Source organism: Sphingomonas abaci (assembly GCF_014199625.1).
GTDB classification, from domain to species: Bacteria; Pseudomonadota; Alphaproteobacteria; order Sphingomonadales; family Sphingomonadaceae; genus Sphingomonas; species Sphingomonas abaci.
The window spans coordinates 1-21753 of sequence record NZ_JACHNY010000012.1 but is presented as its reverse complement, the minus strand read 5'-3'; the positions used below and the strand labels follow the sequence as shown (position 1 = coordinate 21753).

Here is a 21753-nt window from a genome sequence, read left to right as displayed (position 1 = left end):
GGGTTGCCTCTCAATGCAGGAGATTGGTGCGGGCGAGATCGACGACCTCGTCGCCGCGACCGCTCATGATGGCCTTGAGCATATAGAGGCTGAAGCCCTTGGCCTGCTCCGCCTGTATCTTTGGCGGCATGACGAGTTCCTGCTTTGCCGTCACCACGTCGACCAGCGCCGGCCCGGGATGCGAGAAAGCAGCCTTCAGCGCGCCCGGCAGATCGTCGGACTCTTCCACGCGGAACGCCTTGATGCCGATCGCTTCCGCCATCGCGGCAAAGCTCGGGTTCTGGAGATCGGTGCCGGTATCGAGATAGCCGCCGGCCTTCATCTCCATGGCGACGAAACCGAGCGAGCCGTTGTTGACCACCACCACCTTCACCGGCAGCTTGAGCTGGGTGAGCGAGAGGAAGTCGCCCATCATCATCGCGAAGCCGCCGTCACCCGACAGCGAGATGACCTGGCGGCCTGGCTCTGCCGCCTGTGCGCCCATCGCCTGCACCATCGCATTGGCCATGGAGCCGTGATTGAACGAACCGATCAGCTGGCGCTTGCCGTTCATCGTGAGATAGCGCGCTGCCCAGACCGTGGGCGTCCCGACATCGGCGGTGAAGATCGCGTCATCGCTCGCGGTCTCGCTCACGAGGCGGGCCAGATATTGCGGATGGATGGGCCGGCCGCGTGACGAGGGACGCGCCAGATCGTCCAGCCCCTCCCGCGCCCTGGCATAATGGGCTTTCGCCGCGTCCAGAAAGGCACGGTCGCGATCCGGTCTGAGCTTGGGCAGCAGCGCGGAGATGGTCTCCCCGACATCGCCGATCAGCCCGAGCGAAAGCTGCGCGCGGCGGCCGAGCGCGGCGGGATCGCGGTCGATCTGCACGATCCGGGCCTTGTCCGGATAGAAATGGCGGTACGGGAAGTCGGTACCCAGCATGACCAGCGTGTCGCATTCGAGCATCGCCTGATAGCCCGAGGAGAAGCCGATCAGGCCCGTCATGCCGACGTCGAGCGGATTGTCCCATTCGACATGCTCCTTGCCGCGCAGCGCATGGACCACAGGGGCGGCCAACCGGTCGGCGAGCGCCACCACGGCATCATGCGCGCCTTCGCAACCGCTGCCGGCGAGGATGGTCACGCGAGCAGAGGCGTCCAGCAATTCGGCCAGCTTCTCCAGTTCGGGCTGTGCCGGCAGCAGGCGCGGCTGGGCGAGCGGGGGGAAATCCGTTCGCGCGCCGGCGGGGGCGGGCTGCAGGGCGATGTCGCCGGGAATGACGATAACCGCCACGCCCTTGCGGCCGATCGCGGTGCGCATGGCGCGGTGCAGCACTTCGGGCATCTGGGCGGGATTGGAAACCAGCTCGACGAAATGGCTGCATTCACGAAACAGTTCCTGCGGATGCGTCTCCTGGAAATAGCCCAGGCCGATCTCCGATGATGGGATCTGCGCCGCGATCGCCAGCACCGGAACATGGTTGCGCTGGCAGTCGAACAGGCCGTTGATGAGATGGAGATTGCCCGGGCCGCAGCTTCCGGCGCACACCGCCAACTCCCCCGTAACCGCCGCCTCTGCGCCGGCGGCAAACGCGGCGGCTTCCTCATGCCGCACATGCATCCAGTCGATCCGGCCGATCCGCCGCAGGCTGTCGTTCAACCCGTTCAGGCTGTCGCCCGTCACGCCCCAGATGCGCTTTACACCAGCGTTGGCCAGCGTCTCCGCCATCAGATCGGCAATGGTCATGCTCATGCTTTACGTCTCCATGATATCGTGCCGATCACAGGCCCGGTCAGCGGTATGAAACACAATTCGTCGTCAATCGAGTGAATTGAATCCTTCTTATGCGGGACCAATGGCGGATTCAGCACGAGAGACGTGCCTTGGGGGATGGGGTCGCCCAATCATACAAGCTGCAAGTGCGCGATGCTGGGATTTCGTTTCTGCCCGCGCCTGCGCGATTTTCCGGACCGGCGTCTCGCGCCGATCGCGCCGGTCACGACCTATCCGTCCATCGCCCCGTTGTTGGGCAAGCGTATCCGCACCGACATCATCGTTGAACAATGGGACGACGTGCTGCGCCTCGTAGGGTCGATCAAGGCCTGTCATGTCGCGCCATCGGTCATGCTGCGAAAGCTCGCCGCCTACGAACGGCAGAACCAGCTCGACGTCGCACTACAGGAAATCGGCAAGATCGAACGGACCCTGTTCATGCTGGACTGGCTCGAAAATCCCGATCTGCGCCGGCGATGCCATGCCGGCCTCAACAACAGCGAGCAGCGCCATGCCCTGACGCAGGCGATCTACACCTTCCGCCAGGGCCGCATCATCGACCGCAGCCACGAGGCACAGCAATATCGTGCATCCGGCCTTAATCTGGTCATCGCCGCGATCGTCTATTGGAACACGATCTACATGGACGCTGCCGCCCAGCATCTCCGTTCAACGTCGGTCGCGGTACCTGATGACCTCCTCGCCCATACCTCCTCGGTAGGTTGGGAGCACATTGCTTTTTCCGGCGATTTCCTTTGGGATCGTGCAGCCGCTTCCGCTGGCCGCAAGACCCTCAATCTCCCGCCGGAGAGCCGCGTAGCCTAAACGTTCGCTGATTGTTCGTCGTTAGCGTTGTTTAGCGTACCATCCACGCTACGCCCTCAACTTGATCCGCTCGGGCTTGCAATCTCCACGTCCTCAATGCCGGGCGCGATGACATACTGGCGGACGTGCGGGTCCTGTATCGCGGGCCGATCATCCTCAATCGCCCAGGCCGCCCGCGCGAGCAGGTCGGCGCGGATGTGGCGGCAGGGCGCGCCGACATGGAAGCGCTAAGCGTCATGGCGCTGGCCAACCCAGATCTGATTGAGCGTCTGCGCACGGGCGCGCCGCTCAACGCGGCGCGGCCCGCCCTGTTCTATGCGAGAGGCGGCGCAGAAGTATACACGGATTATCTTGCGCTAGCCGTCGCGTGAGAATGGGGGAGGGGGGCGCCGACTTTCCTACGTTCGCCCAGCCTGAACTCCGTTTCCCCATCCGCAGCCTGGCTCGGTAGTGGCGAGATGGTGGATGGGTCTGGGCGCTGGATTAGGTAGCGACACCGCTGGATCCACTCGACGGCTGGCTGCGGGTCCGACACCTAGGGCATCGTAGGACGGCAGCTCAAGCAGGCTCGCAGTAAGAGGTTCCGATTAATCTGCACAGGCGCCCAGTTCAGTCCTACTGACAGAGAAGTTGGGCTAGCCGCCGACCGAGCCTTTAGACTCGACAACTCGCATATTGCGGTGAACCGCGAGATTACGGGCAACACGTTGGCGGATCGTGAATGGCTCGAGATTAAGCGCTTGCAGAAGCTCCGCGCCGATCAGGGAGGCGCTCAGCGCCGGCGTAACAACGCTCTCGATGATGGCGAGCAACTCCGGCTCGGTGAACGCCGAGCCTTGCTGCTCGTCGGTTGAGATGTCGCGGGGGAGACGCGCTAACTTCTCGAACAGCGGCCGCAGGAGCGGGCTGCCGAAGGCGGCGAGGAAGCCGATCAGTCGGCCGACGCCGGTTTCCTCGAACACATCGAACACCAGATCGACCAGGGCCGCCTCATCGATCGTCCCGGCCTTCAGCGCACCTGCACCGCTTCGAACGCCCGCCAGCAGCTGCTCGATCAGCACGTCCGCCACGGCCGCCTGAAGGTTGGCGGCGGTGCCGAAGTGATGGGTGATGCTTCCGTGCGTCATGCCAAGCGCTGTGGCTACAGCCTGGAGCGTGATGGCGGCGGGTCCATCCTCGACGAGGATCTTCCGGGCTGCGGCGATTGCCTCGGCGCGAAGCTCGTCCGGATGTCGCCGACGACGTCGCGGGGAGGCCGTCACTATTGTCATTAATGACAATATGTGCAAGGGTTTGATCGTTGTCAACGATGCCCTGGACACGGATCAGATGCCCGACGGCGGCAAAGGCCATATCTGCACGTTTGAGGTGGACGCCTCGGACATCGACCACATGGGGCACGTGAACAACACGGTCTATCTGCGGTGGATCCAGGACGCGGTGACGTCCTTCTGGAGGCAGAACGCTCCTGGCGACGTGGTGCGCTCGGTCGCATGGATCGCCCTGAAGCACGAGATCAGCTATAGTTGCCCTGCTTTTCTCGAGGAGCGTTTCGACGTTCAGATGCTCCTGGAACGCGTCGTCGGCGCAAAGTTCTTCGATGCGACGATACGACGTGGCGAGACCGTGCTGGCCGAGGTCAGGAGCGTGTGGTGCAGCGTCGATGTCACCTCGCTTCGGCCGGTTCGGCTCGCTCGGAGCGTGCGCAATCTGTTCTTGAGCGGATCGGAGGCGACCGTATGATGCGTCGCCCTGCATGGCAAACTGCCCCAATCGCCGCTCTGCTTTGCGCCACGACGGCGCATGCCCAGAACCAAAGCGAGCAGACCCCGCAGGCCCTGAGCTTCGATGCGGCCCTGGCACGGATCGATGACGCCTCGCCTGGGCTTTCGGGTGAGGACCACGCCGTCCGGGCAAGCGAGTTGATTGCCGGCGCCACCCGCAGCTTGAACCGTCCGGTGATCACCACGTCGGCAAGCGTCATCGAGTACCAGAAGACTTTGTCGCTCGACCTGACCGGGCCGAAGGACAATGCCGCAGCCGCCGCGACGGACTTCCTGTCGCAATTGCCCGGCCAGTTCCCCGCGGGCTTGCAGCAAGTGGTCGGAGAGGTAAGCCAGCGCGTCAGTGCCGCCCTGCCGACGATCTTCGGCGCGATCCCGGACACGCTCCAGTATCAGACACGCGACACCGTCTTCCGGCCGGCGATCACCGCTGCCATGCCGCTCTACACGGGCGGTGCCATCCCGGCGATCCAGGCGGGTGCCGATGGCATGGTCGAGGTGGCCCGCGCCAGGCAGGCGGGTGGTCGCGACCTGTCTCGCGTCGGGTTGGTCCGTACCTATTTTGGTCAGCAGGTGGCCGCCCAGCTAACCCGGTCGACGCGCGAGACGCTCGCAGGGTTCGATCGGCATCTGTCGGATGCCGTGAAGCTCGAGCAGAACGGGGTCATTCCCCATGCGCGCGTCCTTCAGGTCCAGGTGGCGCGCGATGCCGCCGAACGCGCCTTCATCCGCGCGCAACTCGAGGAAGCGACGGCTGCCGACGCACTGTCGCGGTTGCTGGACCGCCCCGCCGGCGTCGGCGCCTCGACGCCGCTGTTCGTCAATTCGCAGCCGCTGCCTCCTGTCGGCACGTTTCTGGAGGGCATAAGCGCGACGCCCCGTGCACGCGGCGCCGAAGCAGCGCGTGACATCGCCAGGGCGGGCGTCGGCTTGGCGAAATCGCGCTACCGCCCGCAAGCCTTCGCGTTCGGCAGCTACAACGCCAATCGCGACAATGCGCTGCCCACGGAACCGGACTGGGTCGCAGGGGTCACCCTGCGCTACACCCTGCTGTCCAACTTTGACCGCAGGAAGTCGCTCGACGCGGCGCGTGAACGGGAGCGAGCGGCGGCAGATGCGGCAGCCCAGGCGCGCAAGGATGTCGCAGGCGAGATCGTCCGGGCCTGGAACCTGGTCGAGACGGCTCGCCGATCCTTTCTGCTGCTCGACAGCAATCTGGCGGCAGCGCGGGAGAACCTCAGGGTTCAGCGCATCTCCTTCAGAGAGGGCGAGACGCCATCCTCCTCGCTGGTCGATGCCGAGGCCACGCTTGCGACCACGCAGACCCAGCGGATCGCGGCAGCCTATGAATATGATCTGGCCCTCGCCGGGTTGCTCGCGGCCAGTCACCGCGTTGACGACTTCACCACCTATCTGGCCCGCGCCGATAGACGTCTGGGGGATGATAAGTGAGCGAGGGATCAGCCACCCGGACGAAGCGACGCGCGCGGCCGATCGCGATCCTCGTCGCTATGGTCGTCGTCGCCGTCGTCGCGGCGGGCCTCTGGCTGGCGAGCCGTCCGGCACCTGAGCAGCTGCAGGGCATGGTCGATGCGGACGAGGTCAATGTCGGCACCAAGGCGCTGGCACGCGTCGAGCGTCTGATTGCGGAGGAAGGCCAGCGCGTGCAAGCGGGCACGCTGCTTGCCACCCTGTCCAGCCCGGAGATCGCCGGCAGCCAGGCGCAGGCGCAGGGCGCTCTCGACGCCGCGCGCGCGGTCGCGTCTGCAACCAATGAGGGCGCGCGGACCGAGGATGTCGCGACGCTGCGTTCGACATGGCAGGCCGCTCAGGCGGCAGCGGATCTTGCTGCCGTCACGAGCCGTCGCACCGCCAACCTTTACGCCGAAGGCGTGGTCGCTGCCCAACGCCGGGACGAGGCGGCTGCGGCGCGAGACAGCAGCGCGCGCAATGCCGAAGCGGCTCGCCAACAGTACCTTAAGGCGTTGGCAGGCGCGCGTCCGCAGAACAAGCAGGCCGTCAACGCCCAGGTCCGGATCGCCGAGGCCGGGCTGCGAACCGCCACGGCACTCGGGCAGGAAACGCGGCTGGTCTCACCGATCGCCGGCGAGGTGGCGCGCAAGCTCGTCCAGCCCGGCGAGGTCGTCAGTCCTGTAATCCCGGCCTATCAGGTCATCGACATCGATCACCCGTGGGTCGCGCTGAACCTGCGGGAGGATCACTATCGCGGCCTCAGTGTCGGCACGATGCTGCACGGCCATATTCCAGCGCTGGCGCGCGATGCCGACTTCAAGGTCTACCTCATCGCACCAAGGGGGGATTTTGCGACCTGGCGCGCGACGCGCGAGGCGTCAGGCTATGACGTGCGCACCTTCGAGGTCCGGCTGCATCCGGTCGCGCCGATCGCAAAGTTGCGCCCGGGAATGAGCGTCCTGTTCGACTGGCCGCAATGAGCGCGTTCCGGCAGGCCCTCACGCTTGAGCTGCGTCATCTACGTCACGACCACTGGGACTTGGCGGGGCTGACGCTGGTGCCCGGCATCCTGATTTTCATCGTCGCCGCCATCTTTTGGCAGGGGCCGATGCGTCAGCTGCCGCTGGCCATTGTGGATAGTGACGGCAGCACCGCCAGCCGGGCCGTCATTCGCGCGCTCGACGCATCACCGCTCGTTCATCTCACGGGGCTCTATTCAAGTGAGGTCGACGCCGTTCGTGCGGTCCGCGCGGGCAACGTCATGGGTTTCGTGCATATTCCCGCTGGCCTTGGCGAGAGCGTCGCGCGTCATCGCGAACCGGTCGTCCGCATCCTCTATAACGGCAGCTTCCTGAGCGCCGGTGGGCAGGTGTCCCGTGCAGCCGCCGAAGCAATCCGCGAAGCCATCCCTGAGATTGCCGCGAACCAGCTCATGAACCATGCCGTGCCGGCCAGCCGTGTCCGTCGGCTCGCCGTTGAGGCGACGCCGCTCGGCAACGCGCCGTCCAGCTTCGAATGGTTCTTGGGCCTGCTGATCTTTCCGGCGGTTCTTCACCTCGTGGCCGCCTGCGTCTGTGCGATGGCAATCGGCCGCGAGTTGCGGGAAGGGTCACTGTCCGACTGGGCATCAGCCAGCGGCAGGGTTGCGCCGGCGCTCGTGGGCAAGATGCTGCCCTATGTCGCTGCCATCAGCCTGTGGGGCATCGTCTGGCTTCTTTATCTCACTCTGGCGCGCGGATGGCGCATCGAGGGGAGCCTGCCGCTGATCGCATTAGGGCAGACGCTATTCTACGCGGCGACCGCAGCAATTGCGGCCCTGCTCGTCGCGGTGACACGCGAAACCGCGACCGCTCTGTCGGCGAGCGCCGTCTATGCCGGTTCGGCGCTTGCCTATTCGGGCGCGACGTTACCGCTGAACGGCGCCAACGCCTTTGCCCACATCTGGAGCAACGTGCTGCCGCTGACCCACTACATCGCTCTCCAGATGGGTGAGGTCAGTGGCCAGTCAGTTGCGGCAATGGTCGCTCCGGCCATGACGTTGGCAGCCTATGTCGTCATCGCCTGGGGCGGATCGGTCGCTCTGATCATGGCGAGGATTCGCCGAGCATGAGCTTCGATCTCGCCTTCCTCGCAACGTGGCACACCATTCTGACGTCGCGCACGCTGCTCAGCACGACGCTGCTCGCCGTCGTCCTCTACGCATTCTACTATCCTGCGCCCTACGCGCACGAGGCTGCCCAGAAGCTGCCCGTCGTCGTGGTTGACCAGGATGACAGCGCCCTCAGTCGAGCAATGATCGTCGACTTGGACGCCACGCGCGCCATCCGCGTTGCCGAGGTCGTCCCGAACGAGACCACGGCCAAGCAGATCATGCGAACCGGCAAGGCTGACGGGATCATTCTAATTTCCGATAATCTGGAGCGTCAGCTTCGCACCGGAACGCCCGGCGCCGGCGTCGCCGTGTGGGTCAATGCAACCTACCTCCTGCGCGCCAGCACCATCGGCGAGGCAGTAACGGCTGTCATCCAGAACATCGCCACTTCACGGCTGATCCCCGGGACCCAACTCAGTCGCGGCGGGCTGCCCGTCGCGGTCACCACCGAACCGCTGTTCAACAGGACAGGTGGTTACAAGGGCTATGTCTTTCCGGCCGTAGCGGTGATCATCGTGCAACAGACGCTGCTCTTCGGCGCCGCTACCTTCATGGGCGGACGACGCCGCTCCGGCGCATGGCGGATGGGTGTCGCGGAGTTCTGGGGAACGCTGGCGGCGTTCACGTCGGTAGGCATCCTGGGATGCTATTTCCTGTTCGGGTTAATCTTCTGGCTCCAGGCCGTTCCCGTCGATGGCAACATCGCCGGCATGATGGTGATGGTCCCTGTCTTCGCCACGGCGGTTGCTGCCCTTGGGCTGCTCGTCGGCAGCGTGTTCGATTGCGCCGAACGAGCGACCTACATCCTGGCACCGACCTCGGTGCCGTTCTTCTTCCTTACCGGGACCGCCTATCCGCTCGATCAGATGCCGCGCTTCATCGCCGCTCTCTCTCACTTGATCCCGTCCACCGCCGGCGTCCACACGTTCGTCCCGTTGAACCAGATGCATGCGAGCCTGGGCGAGGTCACGATCCCGGCCCTGACCCTTGCAAGCCTCGCCATTGGCTATGCCATGCTAGCGTATTCACGCCTCGTCGGCTTCGGCGCGAGGGTCGGGACGTCTGGGGCCAATGCTTGACGGGAGGACATGATGGCCGATCGACCGCTGCGGCCAGCGTCTCCACAGTTCTTCCCGACTACGGCGGCGCGCGACTACTATATCCGGGCAGCCACTGCTCGTGTCGAGAGCACTGGAAAGCCAAGGGCCGCCTCTCGGCCTGGGGAACCTCAGATAGAGGACGCTGACGGCCTACCTGTCGGCTCTCAGCTACAAAACGATAGATGTGATGCAGCGGCCAGCACGATGTTGGTTTGTTGGAACCGCTCTCCCGTTCCACACCCCCAAACGGTACAGTCGGCGCGAGAGAGGTCTTTCAACAGGTTCCGAGCGGTTATGACACCAATGTGGTCGGTCCCGACAGCAAACTGTCAGTATTATGAAGCTTGAAGGATCGGCGCGGGGCCTTGTCCAGGCTTTGGAGGCAGATGATACGGATGCACCCTGGCAGCTTCTTCGACCGGATCGTTGTCTGGTCATTCAATCGCCCGCTTCGGGCCCCGGCTCAATACCTGCTCGCCGCTGTGGCGATCATCGGTGTTGGCGTGGCACGCATCCTGTTCGTACCCGACACGCTGCCGTGGCTCCCATTTATTCCGGCGACGATTGCTACTGCCCTGATCCTCGGCAAGTGTCCGGGATTGTTCGCGGCTATTCTGTCGGCGACTACCGGCATCGTCTCACTAGGATCCGTAACGGACTCGACCTGGGTGCCTCGCCAGCAGTGGGTTGCCGCCTCATTATTCCTGGTCGTTATGATCGGGCTCGTCATGCTGACGGCCGAGTTGCGCGACTCCCTGCGCCGGGGACATCGACTTAACGAGGAGTTGGTCGAGCGCGAGCGGCAAACTGTGGAGCGGGAAAGCTTCCTGTCGGGCGTGCTGGCCAGTTCTACCGATTGCATCACGGTGCTTGACCCTGACGGGTGCTTGACCTTCATGAGCCAAGGCGGCCAGCGCGTTATGGAGGTGAGCGACTTCAACGCCATCGCCGGCTGTCGCTGGACGGATTTCTGGCACGATGCCGACAACGCGGACGCGGTCGCCGCGATCGAGGCAGCGCGCCGCGGCGAGACACGCAGCTTCATCGGCCGGTCCGGCACCCGGAAGGGCACGATGAGGTGGTGGCACGTCGCGGTTAGCCCAATCCCCGGCCCCAACGGACTTCCAGACCGCATCCTCGCAGTCTCGCGCGATATTACCGACGCGCGAGAAAGCGAGGAGGAGCGTGACCGCTTCGTGCGGCTAGCCGAGAACAGTCCTGATTTCGTCGGTATGGCGCACCTGGACGGAAGCGTGTTTTACATTAACGACGCAGGACGTCGGCTTGTCGGATTGGAAGATGCCGACATTACCCGGCTCGCCATTTCCGACCTCGTTCCACCCGACCAGGTTGAGACTGTCACGAGCGAAGCGCTGCCGGCGGTCGCCTGCGACGGCCATTGGGCGGGAGAACTGTGCTTCCGTCATTTCGAGACGGGCGAACTGATTCCGGTCCTCTACTCGGTTTTCCCGCTCCTTGGCGCGAAAGGTGAGCTGAGCGGCTACGGCACTGTAACGCACGACTATCGCCAAATGAAGCGGAACGAGAATGACCTTCGCTTCCTGAACGGCGAACTGGCACACCGCCTCAAGAACGTGCTGGCCGTTGTTCAATCGATCGCTCAGCAAACGCTCCGCAACTCACCCGATACTGCAGTCGCTTCGGCTAGGCTCGGGGCGCGGCTGGTAGCGCTCGGCTCTGCCACGGACGTGCTCACCAGCGCCTCGTGGCGATCGGCCGACCTGCGCGAGCTGGCGACGCGCGCACTCGCACCCCACGGCGCGATTGGCGAGCGCATCCTGATCGATGGCCCGCCCGTCATGCTCAAGCCGGAGGTCACGGTGGCGTTCGCACTGGCGCTGCACGAATTGGCGACGAACGCCGTCAAATACGGTGCACTTTCCAACGGTGAGGGCACCGTGACGCTCTCCTGGAAGGTCGATGGCGCTGGCAGCGATGCCGGCTTTGATCTTGTCTGGCGGGAGCAGGGCGGTCCGCCCGTATCGCTACCTGAGCGGAAGGGCTTTGGCTCGGTGCTGATCGAACGCTCACTTCGCTCATATTTCCGCGGCAAGGCCGCGACCGACTTCCGTCCGGACGGTTTGGTGTTCGAGCTTCAAGCGCGGCTCGGAGATGCCGCTATCGTGACCGGAGATTGAATGGGCCAAGGCACATTGGTCCGCAGCAAGATAATCCTGATCGTAGGACGAGGCGCGGGTCTGCTTTGGTCTTGTGAATCCTTCGGGAGACCGGCTGGCGCGTGTTCGACGCCGACGATGGCGAAATGGCTCTCGCCGTTCTGCCAAAATCGATGGATGGCCGGTTCACTATGCGCGCGGCCATTTCTCTCCGACCGTCTTGTTCGAGTGTCGAGCAATATGGCTATGCGCCGCAAAGAAATGCCGAAAGCATGCCATTTTCCTACCGAAGCCACTCGACCAACACCGGTTTACTGCACCAGCTAGTAAGACCGACGTCTCGACCATGTAGTGCCCTGATCCGCTGTATCGTTCATGAACAAAGAGGCGTGTAATCGCTACTGCGGACTCATGAGGCCTCTGGTGACAACGCTCTGGTCCTCAAGAACACTTGCGGCATTCTTCAGAATGCCGGATTTCAACGCTGAACCCAGTCGCCGACGCGGAGGCATGTCAATCCTGAAAAGACAATGCGACCGCCGGACTCTCAGAATGGCGTAGCTCGATAGCGCGTAAGCAGCGCACCGTCATCCCGAGGACAGGTTGAATTCCCTAAGGAGCTTCTCGACTTCTGTGCCCTCCAGCTTGCTCATCGCTAGCTTGCGCAGGAAAGCCGGACCCGGTAACTCGATGTGCTTCCCATCGCGCAGAGGGGTAATGGCGCCAAGCAGCGTGCGAATGTCATAGGTCGAGTTGAATACCTCGGGCACGCCGCGCTCGACGTTCATGAGCGTGTAGACGGCCTCCATCGGCGTTCTCACCGAATATTCGGTCGTAAAGATGCAATCGCGTTGCTTGGACTCGGCGAATTGGCCGATGAAGGCGAAATTCACTGCCCCTTCCGGAACCACGTCCGGGCGGTCGCCGGCCTGACGTGGCATAAAAAATGCGGTGATATAGGGCATCATCGTCGGAACCGTATTGGCGCCAATTGCGGCGAGCTCCGGGATTTCCTCGACCGGCACGCCAAGGTGATAGAGCCACTCTTGGGTGATTTCCTCGCCGGTGCACTCCTGCATCGGCTTCTTCACATAGTCGCCGGGGCAATCCACGAAGAGCGCATAGAACCAAGCGATCATCTGGTCCTTGGGCTGCTTTTTAAAATGCGGCTGCCGGTGGACCGTCCAGCTCAGCAGCCATGCAGAATCCTTCGCCGTGACGATGCCGGCCGAGACGATCTTGCCGGTGAAGGGGTTACGCTTGGTGATCTTCTCGACGTACCGCGCGATCCGGGGATCGCGCGCGGTTATCGATGCCGATGCCCATTTCGTCTCAGGAATATGGGCACCGAACACATCCGGGCGTCCGAAGGCCGGGTCCTTCGCCGCGATGCGCCGCCACAGATCCCAAGCCGGCGCCGGTCCCTCGTTTAGTTCCGCCGGGGTGTGGTGATCGCCATTGTTCGAGTTTTCGGTCAGCGAGCCGATGGTGATGAAGACGAGATCGTCGGGGCCAAGATCGACGCCGCCTTCCTCGCCCTTCTCCCTCCAGTGAATTCGGGTCGCTTCCTTGTGGCCTTCCCGGATGTCGAAATCCACATCCGTCACCTCAACGCCGTAGCGGAACTGAACGCCGTGATCGGTCAGCCATTTAACCAGCGGCAGCACCATGGACTCGTACTGGTTGTAGCGATTGAACTTCAACGAAGAGAAGTCCGCGAGATGAGCGATATGGTGGATAAAACGGTGAATGTAGAGCTTCATCTCGAGGGCGGAGTGCCACTCTTCGAAGGCGAACATGGTGCGCCAATAGAGCCAGAAGTTGCTTTCGAAAAAGTCCTTGCTGAAGACCTCGTTGATCCGCTTGTTCTCCATCTCTTCGCGCGATGCCAGGAAGACCGAGATCAGGTCCTTTTGCGCCCGGGCGCTCAGCGTCAGCAGATGCTTGTCCGGCACGTCCTGGCCCTGGTTCTGGGTCACACGCTGCAAGGAGATGTTCGGATCATCCTTGTTGAGCCGGTAGAATTCGTCGAGGACGCTGGCATCCTCGATCTCCAACGACGGGATCGAACGGTAGAGATCCCACAGGCATTCAAAATGCTCCTCCATCTCGCGGCCGCCGCGGATGACGAAGCCCTTCTCCGGCACGTCGAGACCATCGAGTGCGCCACCGGGAAGATCCAGCTCTTCAAGAATGGTGATGCGCTCGCCAGCAACACCGCCGTCGCGGATCAGGAAGGCCGCGCCCGCCAGTCCGGCCAGCCCGGAGCCGACGAACCATGCCGTCTTCCTGTCAGCGCCATCCGGCTTGCGGGGGCGGACGAAAGCTTCATAGTTTCCGCTGCTGTAATGCATGGCAAGCTCCTTCTAACGCCCCCGACGGCGGGGATCTGACTTCGCCTGGCTACGAAGCACCGTCGCGCTGAGCCTTTCCGTTTCGATCAATCGTTTCCCTGCGGACGCGCATAGCAGAGGTTGCAAAGAAAGGGAACCACACGGTTCCCTTGTGTGTTGTTAGTTGCTAACCTCTTCGAGCACGTTGGGTCGAAGCGCACTTGAACAAGGTCAGCAAGCGAGGTCAGGGTTGAAAGCACCGCTTCTCTATTCGTCCGACATCGAGACGATCGCCGAGGATGAAGAGCGCCTGACGGCCGAGATCGTCGAGCAGATGGCGGCCGGGAACCGCTGCGCTTTCGAGCATCACCGTCACGCGATCCGCGACGCGCATGCCAAGTCACATGCCGTCCTGAAGGGCACATTGACGGTTCACGACGATTTGGCGCCGGAACTGCGGCAGGGTATCTTCGTGCGCCCAGCCACGTATGGTGTGGTCGCACGGCTGTCCTCGGCACCCAGCGACATTCATTCGGACGCGATCCCTGCGCCGCGAGGCTTCGCGATCAAGGTGATCGGCGTCGAAGGAGAGCGGTTGTCGCCCGATATCGGGGGCGCCAACCAGGATTTCCTGATGGTGAACTTTCCCGTCCTCGCCTTTGGCACCATCGCCAAATACAAGCTGATGCTGAGCCTTCTCGAGGCGAATGCGCATGCGCCCGACACCTTTCAGCGGCTGATCGCGGGCACTGCGCGGGGTGCCAAGAAGACAGTGGAGGCGTTGGGGATGACGCCCGGGGCGACACTCGAAGGTTTGGCGCGCGACAACCATCATCCGCTCGGCGAGAGCTACCATACGCAAGGTGCTATCCGCTTCGGTGACCATGTCGCCAAGCTGGCTCTGTCCCCAGCTTCCGATAACGTCCGGGCCTTGACGGGACAGCCGGTGGGCAAGACGGATTTCTCCACGATGCGGGATGTTATGGTGGAGCATTTCGCCGGCCAGGGCGCGGAATATGCCCTGTCGGCGCAGCTCTGCACCGATCTGGCGGAGATGCCGGTCGAGGATGCGGCGGTACGCTGGGACGAGAAGGTGTCGCCGCATCGCCCGATCGCGACGCTGCGGTTCGCAGCGCAGGACGCCTACGCCCCGGCACGCCAGGTGTATGGCGACGACGTCCTGTCTTTCAATCCATGGAACGGCGTAGAGGCGCACCGCCCACTCGGCCAGATCATGCGCATCCGCCGGGCGGCTTACGAACGCTCCACCAGCTACCGCCATCGGATGAACGCGCGCCCCCGGATCGAGCCTGACCGGCTCGATGACATTCCCGATTGAACGAGCAGGAGGTCGTGATGACCACAGACAACAAGGACCCGCGCCTCGCGGATGAGAGCAAGCTTCAGGAAATCTGGCGCCGGGTGGAGGAAGTCGCCGCTGATGCACCCCACCTCGCCAAGATCGCGCTTGAGGCGATGATCCGCAAACATAATCCGGACCTGAAGGGCAGCGCCCGGTCGGCGGGCCGCGCCGGCAAGCAATCCGGCAACGTGTCCGAACTCACCGCCATCGCGACGCTCAAGCCGGGCGGCGCAGAGCGCCTGCGGCGGATCTTCGATCTCACCGCCGGCAACATGGACGGGGCCCAGCGCGTCTCCACCCTGCACGACATGCGCTTCGTCTTTTTCGACGATGATACGCGCATTCTGTTCGCGACCGCTTACGACGGCGACTGGGATGCCTACATCAATGACTTTGCGACCAAGATCCCGGAGCTCATGGACCTTCTGTTCGCCAACGTCGAAGGCTGGCCGGGGATCGACAGCCCCAAGGTGAAGGATTTCATCGCCGACCACCAGATCGACGCTGCCGGCTGGTTCGTTGCCAATCCGCAGGTGACGGTGGTCGACGTACGCCGTTTCCAGCGAATGGAGAAGGCGCTCAACGCGTTCCTCGATGCAGAGGCCGCCAACATGGGCATCGACCCGACGACCAAGGCGGCGCTCGGCCAACTTACCGACGCCATCTCCAAGCCGGAAGGGGTGGATTACTGACATGAGCGTTCTGGCGAACCTGAAGGCGCGCTTCAGCCGGGAGCGGGTCAAGCTGCAGCTCGACGACATCCAGGCTCTGATCCTGCGATCGCGGCCCGAGCCTTATGTCGGCTTGCACGCGATGCTGCACGTCGATGAGGCGGAAGGCGGTCGCGACCTCGTCCGCCGACTCGCGCCGCATATCCCCGCGGCCGACGATTGGACGGACGACATGGACGCTTGGACCGGCGTCGCGATCAGCCATGCCGGCCTGAAGGCGCTGGGCGTGCCAGAGGCATCGCTGAAGAGCTTTCCCCTCCCGTTTCAACAGGGCATGGCCGCCCGAGCCGAGCAACTGCGCGACTTCGGCGAAAACGCACCCGACCGGTGGGAAGATGCCTTTCGGCCCGGCACCTGCCATATCGCGGTAACGATTTATGCCCGCGACGAAGCCGCGCTGGAAAAGGCGATCGAAGTCGCCATGACCGAGTTGGAAGCCTCGCATGGTGTCACGCTCGTCGGCACGCACAGCTTCGGGGCGGATGCCGATGCCAAGAACCCTTTCGGATTTCGCGACTCCATCTCGCAGCCGACAGTGGCGGGCGGCGGGGTGGACCCGCGGGGCGACGAGCGCGCGATCGCGGCGGGCGAGTTCATCCTGGGCGAAAACAGCGAGACCGGCGCGCCAGTCGCAATGCCCGAACCGGCCCCGCTCGGTCGCAACGGATCGTTCGTGGTCCTGCGCAAATATCAGAGCGCGGTCGGCGCCTTCAACGATTTCATCCGCGCAAACGCCGACAGCGAAGCCGACCAGGAAAAGCTGGCGGCCAAGATGTTCGGCCGCTGGCGCAGCGGCGCGCCGCTGATCCTGGCACCGGATCGTGACGACGAGGCGCTGGGGGCGGATCGATCACGCAACAACGATTTCAATTTCGCGGAAGATCCCAAGGGACTGGTCTGTCCGCATTCAGCGCACATGCGCCGTCTGAACCCGCGCGACAGCCAGTTGACGATCCTGACCGACGTCAACATCCACCGCATTATCCGGCGCTCTTCCACCTTCGGCCCCAAGTGGACTCCGGACGTGACGGCGGCCGACGATGCGAAAGACGATCGCGGCATCTTCTTCATCTTCATCAGCGCGCGGGCGTACGATACGATCGAGTTCCTCCAGCAGGAATGGATCAACCGGGGTAACTTCATCGATCTTGGCACCGAGAGGGACCCGATCGTCGCGCTGCACGAGGAGCCCGGGACCTTCACCATTCCGCAGGAGCAGGCGCGAAGACGCGTCAACGGCGTGACCACCTTCAACCGTCTGATGGGCGGCGAATATCTCTTCATGCCGTCGCTGACGGCGCTCCGGTGGATCGGTGAAGCAGGCTGGCGCTGAACCGTCCGGCGGGCCCGGGGGGCGCTCGCAATACCGTTCGCATCGGCATGCCATCACCGTTTCGGCGGACGCGATCGACGAACTGGGCCACGTCAACAATGCTGTGTACCTGCAGTGGGTGCAGCAGGCGATAACCGCGTACTGGCGCGCGGTGGCGAGGAAGGAAGATGTCGACCGGCTTCGCTGGATTGTTGCTAGTCACGAGATCTTCTATCGAAAACCGGCCTACCACCGCGATAGTCTCATCGCGACGGTTCAGGTTATGAAGCACACAGCGTCGCGAGCATGGTTCTCGACGCATATCGGCAGGGACGGCGAGACGGTCGCCGAGGTGCACTCGACGCTATGCTGTCTCGACGCGAGCTCGGGTCAACTCGTCCGCATCACTCCGGATCTGGCGCAGCCGTTCTGCCTGTAACAGGTCCGAACCTTTAAGGGGGCGGTTATCCCTCGCGTGCGGTTTTAATTGGATGTTGCGTGGCAGCCCACGAGCAGACGGCGCTCATGCTCAGCCTCTCGGCGGCGTCGGAACGGCTCGAGCGGTCGTCGCCGACGCCGACCAGGGGGTGGATGATTGGGTCTGCTGAAGGCCGAGGAAACGTCGCGAAGATCAGGGCGACCCGCAGCGCCAACGGCGGAGATGGGGAACGAGTGCTTCGCTGACCCGGTCCGCCGCTTCCTCCAGGAGCCAGTGCGACGCGCCCTGGAGCGGCAGGAAGCGGTAATCCGATAGGACGAAGTCCTTGGTCGCCTCGGCGGCGCGGCGGCCGAGCGCCTGATCCTCGGAGCCCCATATGAACAGGGTCGGGACCTGGACTGGGCCGGTGATCGCGTGCAAATCGAGCGCACGATACCAGTTCAGGCCGGCGGTGAGCGCACCGGGCACTTCCAAGCGCCGCACGTAGGTCTCGAGCCTCTCGGACGGCAGCTTGCCCCGGTAGGCGCGGCGCAGGGCGGCCGCGTTCTTCCGGAGCAGCAGTCGTTCGGCGATGTGGAACGGCATGCGGAAAAGGGATATGTAGCGCGACTTCCGCCGCTGATCGGGATCGGTACGCCTGGCGTCGAGCAGGGCATCGACGTGAGGGGTGGACAACACCGTGAGCGACAGGAGGCGCTCACGATGCGCGGCGGCGAGCTTCCAGGCGACAATGCCACCCCAATCGTGGCTCACCAGATGGAATCGCTGCGCGCCGAGGGCATCGGCTACCGCCAGTGCGTCGTCGATCAGCTCGGATGTGCGGTAGCTATCGACGCCCAGGGGGCGTGCGCCGGGCGAGTAGCCCCGCTGATCGAAGGCGACGGCTCTGAAGCCGGCCCGGCTGACAGCGGCGATGATGTCTACCCACGCGTCCGCAAATTCGGGAAAGCCGTGGAGGAACAGCACCAGTTCGCCGTCTTCCGGGCCGCAAGTGATCGCATCGAAACGCATTCCGCGGACAGAAAACGGAAGGGGCGCGGTCTGTAGGTCGTGGATCAGCATGCGTTGTTGTCCTCGGCCGCGCGGAAGAGTTCTTGCCACCGCGCAAGATCGCGTCGCGCATCTCGGACGAAGGCCGAACGGCGGATCAGGCTAAGGAACAGATCGGCGATCCAGCCTGCCACGCGCGCCATCGGCCGGCGGAATTGCAGCAGCAGGACGATGCGCACCTCGTCGTGTCGTTCCAGATCTCGTGCGGGTAGGTGTCGTCGAATACCAGTGCCTGGCCGTCCGCCCAGTGCACCGTCTCGCTTGCCACCAACATTCGACATCCGTCCTGCCGACCGGGCACGGCGAGTCCGATATGGCAGGTCAGCAGCCCCTTGGTGACACCCTTGTGGCGGGGAATGTGAGCGCCCGGCGCAAGGATTGAGAAGAAGGCACTGTTGAGGCCGGGTACGGCGCCGATCAGCCGGCTGGTCGCAGGGCAGCGCCGACGATTTTCCTCGATCGACTGTCCATAGCCGACAAGGAAGAACGATCGCCAGAGACCATCGGCCGCGATGCGGGCATGCTCGGGCGAGATGGCGTTTAACGGCGGCACCGCCTCGCGATGGGCGCATACGATGGTCGCCTCATGCGCAATGTTGCGCCACTCGCTCCGCAACAGGTGCACCCAGGGGAAATCGGCCGGATCATGCACCGGCGCGTTGCCGACCAGCGATCCACGCGTGACGATCGCATTGACTATCGGGCGCAGTTTCTTGCCCAGGCGCAGCGTAATCGGCCGCTTGGGCATGCTCGCCGCGCCAACGGAGGACCGCGCCCGGCCTAGACCGGGCGCGAGCGCGTTACTGATCACCGGCCAGCGCCGCGGGAAGGAGTGCCTTTCCGGCGGTCAGTTCCTGCTCTTCCTGCTGCACCGCGCCGATGGCGATCTGCTTCAGCGCGGGATCGGTGCCATCCTCGGCATAGCCCTTGTACACCGACCAGGCACGGTCCTGCACCTGGGTAGCCTGGGTAAGGAACAGGTTGTCGAAGCTGCCGCGCGGCGCCTTCTGCAACAGGCTGAGCAGCGAGGCTCGATCGGACGACAGCGCACTCGACGGCGTCCTGATCGTGCGCTGGTTGTCGCGAAGCGACGCAAGGAGCGACTTCTGGAGAGTGCGGTTCTCGTCCAGCACGCGCTTAGCATACGCCTTCACATCGTCGCGCTGCGCCTTGGAAAGAGCCATTTCGGACGCCTTGATCGCATAGGTATTGGCATCGGACGCTGCTGCAACGAAGGAGGGGGCACTCTGGCCCGCAATCGGGGGGGTGGTCTGCGCCGACACCGCTGTGACGGAAACGGCAAGGGCACTGGTCGCCAGGATCAACTTCAACATCGATCTTCCTCAAGCTAAAAGAACGGGGGTCAATCATTGCGCAACTGACCGCCCCAGAATGCGCAAGGGAACCGGACGGTTCCGTTAATCTCTTGCCTCCCCGCAAAGATTTAGCGTAGGTGTGGATTGTGAAGTCGGGTGAGCGGCTGAAACTTGAGGTGACGGAAGGAATGGCCGCGAGGGCCGGTGAGAAGGCGATACTGAAACGCCAACGCGGCCGGATAGGCAGGCCGAGTGCAGAAGAGGCGGCCAGTCTGGAAGAAAGGATCCTCTCCGCCACCTGGGACTTGCTGCTCGCAAAGGGCGCCGGCGAACTCTCGGTCGAACGGATAGCGCGTGCGGCAGCTGTTAGCAAAAAGACGATCTACACGCGATTCCATGGCCGCAGTGATCTTTTGATGCGCCTTCTGCAGCGCAAGCTGGAACTGGAAGAAGACGGACTTCATGAGGACGTGCATGTGGACGACTTTCGCGCCGCGTTCTGCAGCGTTGGGAGGCGTATCCTAACCTTCTTGATCAGTTCGGAGCGTCAGGCGATTGCTGCGGTGCTGACGGAACTACCGGACGCGCGTCATGACGCCTGGACCTCTACCTATGCTGTCGGTCTGCGCGCGATTGACGCCTTACTAGCACATCCGGGTGCCGCGATCGCGCTAGCGCATACCGATTTGACGACCTTTCGTCACGCATTCTTGCACTGTTTGATCGGCCGGGCGGAGAACGTGCTGCGCGCTCCTGAAACAGATCAGTCTACGAGCGAGGATTGGATGAAGGCATTGGCAGAGCTATTCTTACGGTATGGTCCAGTATAGTAGTCGTTCGTGCATTATGACTGCTAAGCGGTGCCTCTTCGAGTCTCTCCTCGGAATGGAACTGACCTGACTAGGTGTTTGATCCCACGGTTTGATGGTGCGATCCTTTCGTTGGAATGGAAGGAAGCCGTATGGGACAGGTACGTCACGGGAGCGCCACGACCACGCACGCTGTCCGAGCAGCAATACAGCGATCGCAAGCTTCGCTCGCGACGCTGAGCCGTGAGCTGGGGATCAACCCCAAGACGGTGGCGAAGTGGCGTAAGAGGGCGACGGTCGAGGATCTGAAGACCGGGCCGAAGGCCCCTCATTCAACGACCCTGACCGAGGCGGAGGAGGCAATGGTGGTGGCGTTCCGTCGCCACACGCTGCTGCCGCTCGACGACTGCCTCTACGCATTGCAGCCGTCGCTACCGCACCTGACCCGCTCAGCGCTGCACCGTTGCCTTCAGCGGCACGGCATCTCACGGCTACCGGATGTCGAGGGCGACAAGCCCAAGCGTCAGCGCTTCAAGCGTTATCCGATTGGTTTCTTCCACATCGATATCGCCGAGGTGCAAACTGCCGAAGGAAAGCTCTATCTGTTCGTCGGCATAGACCGCACCAGCAAGTTCGCAGTCACCCAGCTGGTCGACAAGGCCGATAGGCGCACAGCATGGGAGTTCCTCGAACACCTGCTGAAGGCCGTGAGCAGCCCCCACCGGGTGGTCCGGGTAGATAGTTAGTGCATTGTCGTCTCCGCCGCCATTGCCGGTCGGAGGTGGAGCGAAGCGGAACCGGAGGCCGGCAATGGCGGCGTCGCCGCTTCTGGTGCGGGTGGGCGATAGCCCAGGCTGCTATGTGGCCGGATGGTGTTGTAGTGGCGCCGCCACGCCTCGATCAGCACTCTGGCCTCGGCGAGGCTGTAGAAGATCTCTCCGTTAAGCAGCTCGTCACGCAGCGAGCCATTGAAGCTCTCGTTGTAGCCGTTCTCCCATGGCGAGCCTGGCGTGATGTAGAGCGTGTTCACGCCGATCTGCCCAAGCCATTTCTGGACTGCGGTGGCGATGAACTCGCTGCCGTAGCACATTGGGAAGCGCTGGAACGGGAGCCGCTATGGCCCTGATGAAGACAAGGCCGCGAAGCGGCCGCAGGCTTCATCAGGGCAAGCC

The 21753-nt window shown here is 63.5% G+C and carries 18 protein-coding genes and 3 pseudogenes; 14 read left to right on the top strand and 7 right to left on the bottom strand.

The annotated features are described in order from the left end of the window. Nucleotides 1-10: 10 nt before the first annotated feature. Nucleotides 11-1735 carry a ubiquinone-dependent pyruvate dehydrogenase gene (gene poxB, locus GGQ96_RS18500; RefSeq protein ID WP_184116859.1) on the bottom strand — a complete coding sequence of 575 codons (1725 nt, stop codon included), beginning with the start codon at nucleotides 1733-1735 and terminating at the stop codon, nucleotides 11-13. A 96-nt stretch (nucleotides 1736-1831) separates the two neighbouring features. On the opposite strand from poxB, the pseudogene GGQ96_RS18495 reads away from it, so the two are divergent. Both GGQ96_RS18495 and GGQ96_RS18490 read left to right on the top strand, forming a co-directional pair. Further along, nucleotides 1832-2581, top strand: a pseudogene (locus tag GGQ96_RS18495) (Tn3 family transposase); the annotation flags it as partial. Between the two features lie 125 nt (nucleotides 2582-2706). Next, nucleotides 2707-2952, top strand: a complete 246-nt coding sequence (locus GGQ96_RS18490) for a hypothetical protein (RefSeq protein WP_184116858.1) — start codon at nucleotides 2707-2709, stop codon at nucleotides 2950-2952. 264 nt (nucleotides 2953-3216) lie between these two features. Here the strand turns inward: GGQ96_RS18490 and GGQ96_RS18485 are convergent, their stop codons facing one another. Next, entirely contained in the window at nucleotides 3217-3843 is a 627-nt protein-coding gene (locus GGQ96_RS18485) for a TetR family transcriptional regulator (protein ID WP_184116857.1), read from the bottom strand. A gap of 67 nt (nucleotides 3844-3910) precedes the next feature. On the opposite strand from GGQ96_RS18485, the gene GGQ96_RS18480 reads away from it, so the two are divergent. The 6 genes from GGQ96_RS18480 (at nucleotide 3911) to GGQ96_RS18455 (ending at nucleotide 11249) form a co-directional block, all read left to right on the top strand. Beyond that, complete coding sequence (locus GGQ96_RS18480) at nucleotides 3911-4324, top strand: acyl-CoA thioesterase (RefSeq protein WP_184116856.1); 414 nt, start codon at nucleotides 3911-3913, stop codon at nucleotides 4322-4324. Further along, entirely contained in the window at nucleotides 4321-5817 is a 1497-nt protein-coding gene (locus GGQ96_RS18475; protein ID WP_246360720.1) for a TolC family protein, read from the top strand. Before GGQ96_RS18480 ends, GGQ96_RS18475 begins: the two co-directional genes overlap by 4 nt. Before the next feature lie 59 nt (nucleotides 5818-5876). Next, nucleotides 5877-6818 carry an HlyD family secretion protein gene (locus GGQ96_RS18470; protein ID WP_184116855.1) on the top strand — a complete coding sequence of 314 codons (942 nt, stop codon included), beginning with the start codon at nucleotides 5877-5879 and terminating at the stop codon, nucleotides 6816-6818. Beyond that, on the top strand, nucleotides 6815-7948 hold the full coding sequence (locus GGQ96_RS18465) for an ABC transporter permease (protein ID WP_184116854.1): 1134 nt from the start codon (nucleotides 6815-6817) through the stop codon (nucleotides 7946-7948). The genes GGQ96_RS18470 and GGQ96_RS18465 overlap by 4 nt, the downstream gene beginning before the upstream one ends. Further along, a complete protein-coding gene (locus GGQ96_RS18460) occupies nucleotides 7945-9069 on the top strand; it encodes an ABC transporter permease (protein WP_184116853.1) in 1125 nt (374 codons plus the stop codon). Before GGQ96_RS18465 ends, GGQ96_RS18460 begins: the two co-directional genes overlap by 4 nt. A 416-nt stretch (nucleotides 9070-9485) precedes the next feature. Further along, nucleotides 9486-11249 (top strand): HWE histidine kinase domain-containing protein, encoded by a 1764-nt coding sequence (locus GGQ96_RS18455; protein WP_246360719.1) that lies wholly within the window; start codon nucleotides 9486-9488, stop codon nucleotides 11247-11249. A 566-nt stretch (nucleotides 11250-11815) separates the two neighbouring features. Here the strand turns inward: GGQ96_RS18455 and GGQ96_RS18450 are convergent. After that, on the bottom strand, nucleotides 11816-13582 hold the full coding sequence (locus tag GGQ96_RS18450) for an oleate hydratase (protein WP_132884460.1): 1767 nt from the start codon (nucleotides 13580-13582) through the stop codon (nucleotides 11816-11818). Nucleotides 13583-13766: 184 nt separating this feature from the next. Here GGQ96_RS18450 and GGQ96_RS18445 point away from each other — a divergent pair, with 184 nt between their 5' ends. The 4 genes from GGQ96_RS18445 to GGQ96_RS18430 are packed head-to-tail and all read left to right on the top strand — an operon-like array spanning nucleotide 13767 to nucleotide 17406. Further along, on the top strand, nucleotides 13767-14900 hold the full coding sequence (locus GGQ96_RS18445) for a catalase family protein (RefSeq protein ID WP_246360718.1): 1134 nt from the start codon (nucleotides 13767-13769) through the stop codon (nucleotides 14898-14900). 17 nt (nucleotides 14901-14917) lie between these two features. After that, entirely contained in the window at nucleotides 14918-15616 is a 699-nt protein-coding gene (locus GGQ96_RS18440; protein ID WP_184116852.1) for a hypothetical protein, read from the top strand. 1 nt (nucleotide 15617) lies between these two features. After that, entirely contained in the window at nucleotides 15618-16988 is a 1371-nt protein-coding gene (locus GGQ96_RS18435) for a Dyp-type peroxidase (RefSeq protein WP_184116851.1), read from the top strand. Further along, nucleotides 16969-17406 carry a thioesterase family protein gene (locus tag GGQ96_RS18430; RefSeq protein WP_184116850.1) on the top strand — a complete coding sequence of 146 codons (438 nt, stop codon included), beginning with the start codon at nucleotides 16969-16971 and terminating at the stop codon, nucleotides 17404-17406. The genes GGQ96_RS18435 and GGQ96_RS18430 overlap by 20 nt, the downstream gene beginning before the upstream one ends. Before the next feature lie 192 nt (nucleotides 17407-17598). Here the strand turns inward: GGQ96_RS18430 and GGQ96_RS18425 are convergent, their stop codons facing one another. The 3 genes from GGQ96_RS18425 to GGQ96_RS18415 all read right to left on the bottom strand — a co-directional run bounded on the left by GGQ96_RS18425 (nucleotide 17599) and on the right by GGQ96_RS18415 (nucleotide 19790). After that, nucleotides 17599-18468, bottom strand: coding sequence for an alpha/beta fold hydrolase (locus GGQ96_RS18425; protein WP_184116849.1), 870 nt, complete (start codon nucleotides 18466-18468; stop codon nucleotides 17599-17601). Nucleotides 18469-18553: 85 nt separating this feature from the next. Then, nucleotides 18554-19204: an aspartyl/asparaginyl beta-hydroxylase domain-containing protein gene (locus tag GGQ96_RS18420; protein ID WP_246360717.1), complete on the bottom strand. Its 651-nt coding sequence runs from the start codon at nucleotides 19202-19204 to the stop codon at nucleotides 18554-18556. A 52-nt stretch (nucleotides 19205-19256) separates the two neighbouring features. Then, nucleotides 19257-19790, bottom strand: coding sequence for a DUF4142 domain-containing protein (locus GGQ96_RS18415; RefSeq protein ID WP_184116848.1), 534 nt, complete (start codon nucleotides 19788-19790; stop codon nucleotides 19257-19259). 119 nt (nucleotides 19791-19909) lie between these two features. Between GGQ96_RS18415 and GGQ96_RS18410 the strand changes: the two genes are divergently transcribed. Beyond that, nucleotides 19910-20602, top strand: a complete 693-nt coding sequence (locus GGQ96_RS18410) for a TetR family transcriptional regulator (protein WP_184116847.1) — start codon at nucleotides 19910-19912, stop codon at nucleotides 20600-20602. 131 nt (nucleotides 20603-20733) lie between these two features. After that, nucleotides 20734-21309 (top strand): annotated as a pseudogene (locus GGQ96_RS18405) (transposase family protein); the annotation flags it as partial. A gap of 14 nt (nucleotides 21310-21323) precedes the next feature. Here GGQ96_RS18405 and GGQ96_RS18400 read toward each other — a convergent pair. Continuing rightward, a pseudogene (locus GGQ96_RS18400) lies at nucleotides 21324-21662 on the bottom strand (integrase core domain-containing protein); the annotation flags it as partial. Nucleotides 21663-21753 lie beyond the last annotated feature (91 nt).

Excerpts from the sequence above, each read along its gene's own strand:
- poxB (WP_184116859.1), bottom strand. The coding sequence starts at position 1,735 with ATGAGCATGACCATTGCCGATCTGATGGCGGAGACGCTGGCCAACGCT.
- GGQ96_RS18480 (WP_184116856.1), top strand. The coding sequence starts at position 3,911 with ATGCCCGACGGCGGCAAAGGCCATATCTGCACGTTTGAGGTGGACGCC.
- GGQ96_RS18475 (WP_246360720.1), top strand. The coding sequence starts at position 4,321 with ATGATGCGTCGCCCTGCATGGCAAACTGCCCCAATCGCCGCTCTGCTT.
- GGQ96_RS18470 (WP_184116855.1), top strand. The coding sequence starts at position 5,877 with ATGGTCGTCGTCGCCGTCGTCGCGGCGGGCCTCTGGCTGGCGAGCCGT.
- GGQ96_RS18465 (WP_184116854.1), top strand. The coding sequence starts at position 6,815 with ATGAGCGCGTTCCGGCAGGCCCTCACGCTTGAGCTGCGTCATCTACGT.
- GGQ96_RS18460 (WP_184116853.1), top strand. The coding sequence starts at position 7,945 with ATGAGCTTCGATCTCGCCTTCCTCGCAACGTGGCACACCATTCTGACG.
- GGQ96_RS18455 (WP_246360719.1), top strand. The coding sequence starts at position 9,486 with ATGCACCCTGGCAGCTTCTTCGACCGGATCGTTGTCTGGTCATTCAAT.
- GGQ96_RS18450 (WP_132884460.1), bottom strand. The coding sequence starts at position 13,582 with ATGCATTACAGCAGCGGAAACTATGAAGCTTTCGTCCGCCCCCGCAAG.
- GGQ96_RS18440 (WP_184116852.1), top strand. The coding sequence starts at position 14,918 with ATGACCACAGACAACAAGGACCCGCGCCTCGCGGATGAGAGCAAGCTT.
- GGQ96_RS18435 (WP_184116851.1), top strand. The coding sequence starts at position 15,618 with ATGAGCGTTCTGGCGAACCTGAAGGCGCGCTTCAGCCGGGAGCGGGTC.
- GGQ96_RS18425 (WP_184116849.1), bottom strand. The coding sequence starts at position 18,468 with ATGCTGATCCACGACCTACAGACCGCGCCCCTTCCGTTTTCTGTCCGC.
- GGQ96_RS18420 (WP_246360717.1), bottom strand. The coding sequence starts at position 19,204 with ATGCCCAAGCGGCCGATTACGCTGCGCCTGGGCAAGAAACTGCGCCCG.
- GGQ96_RS18415 (WP_184116848.1), bottom strand. The coding sequence starts at position 19,790 with ATGTTGAAGTTGATCCTGGCGACCAGTGCCCTTGCCGTTTCCGTCACA.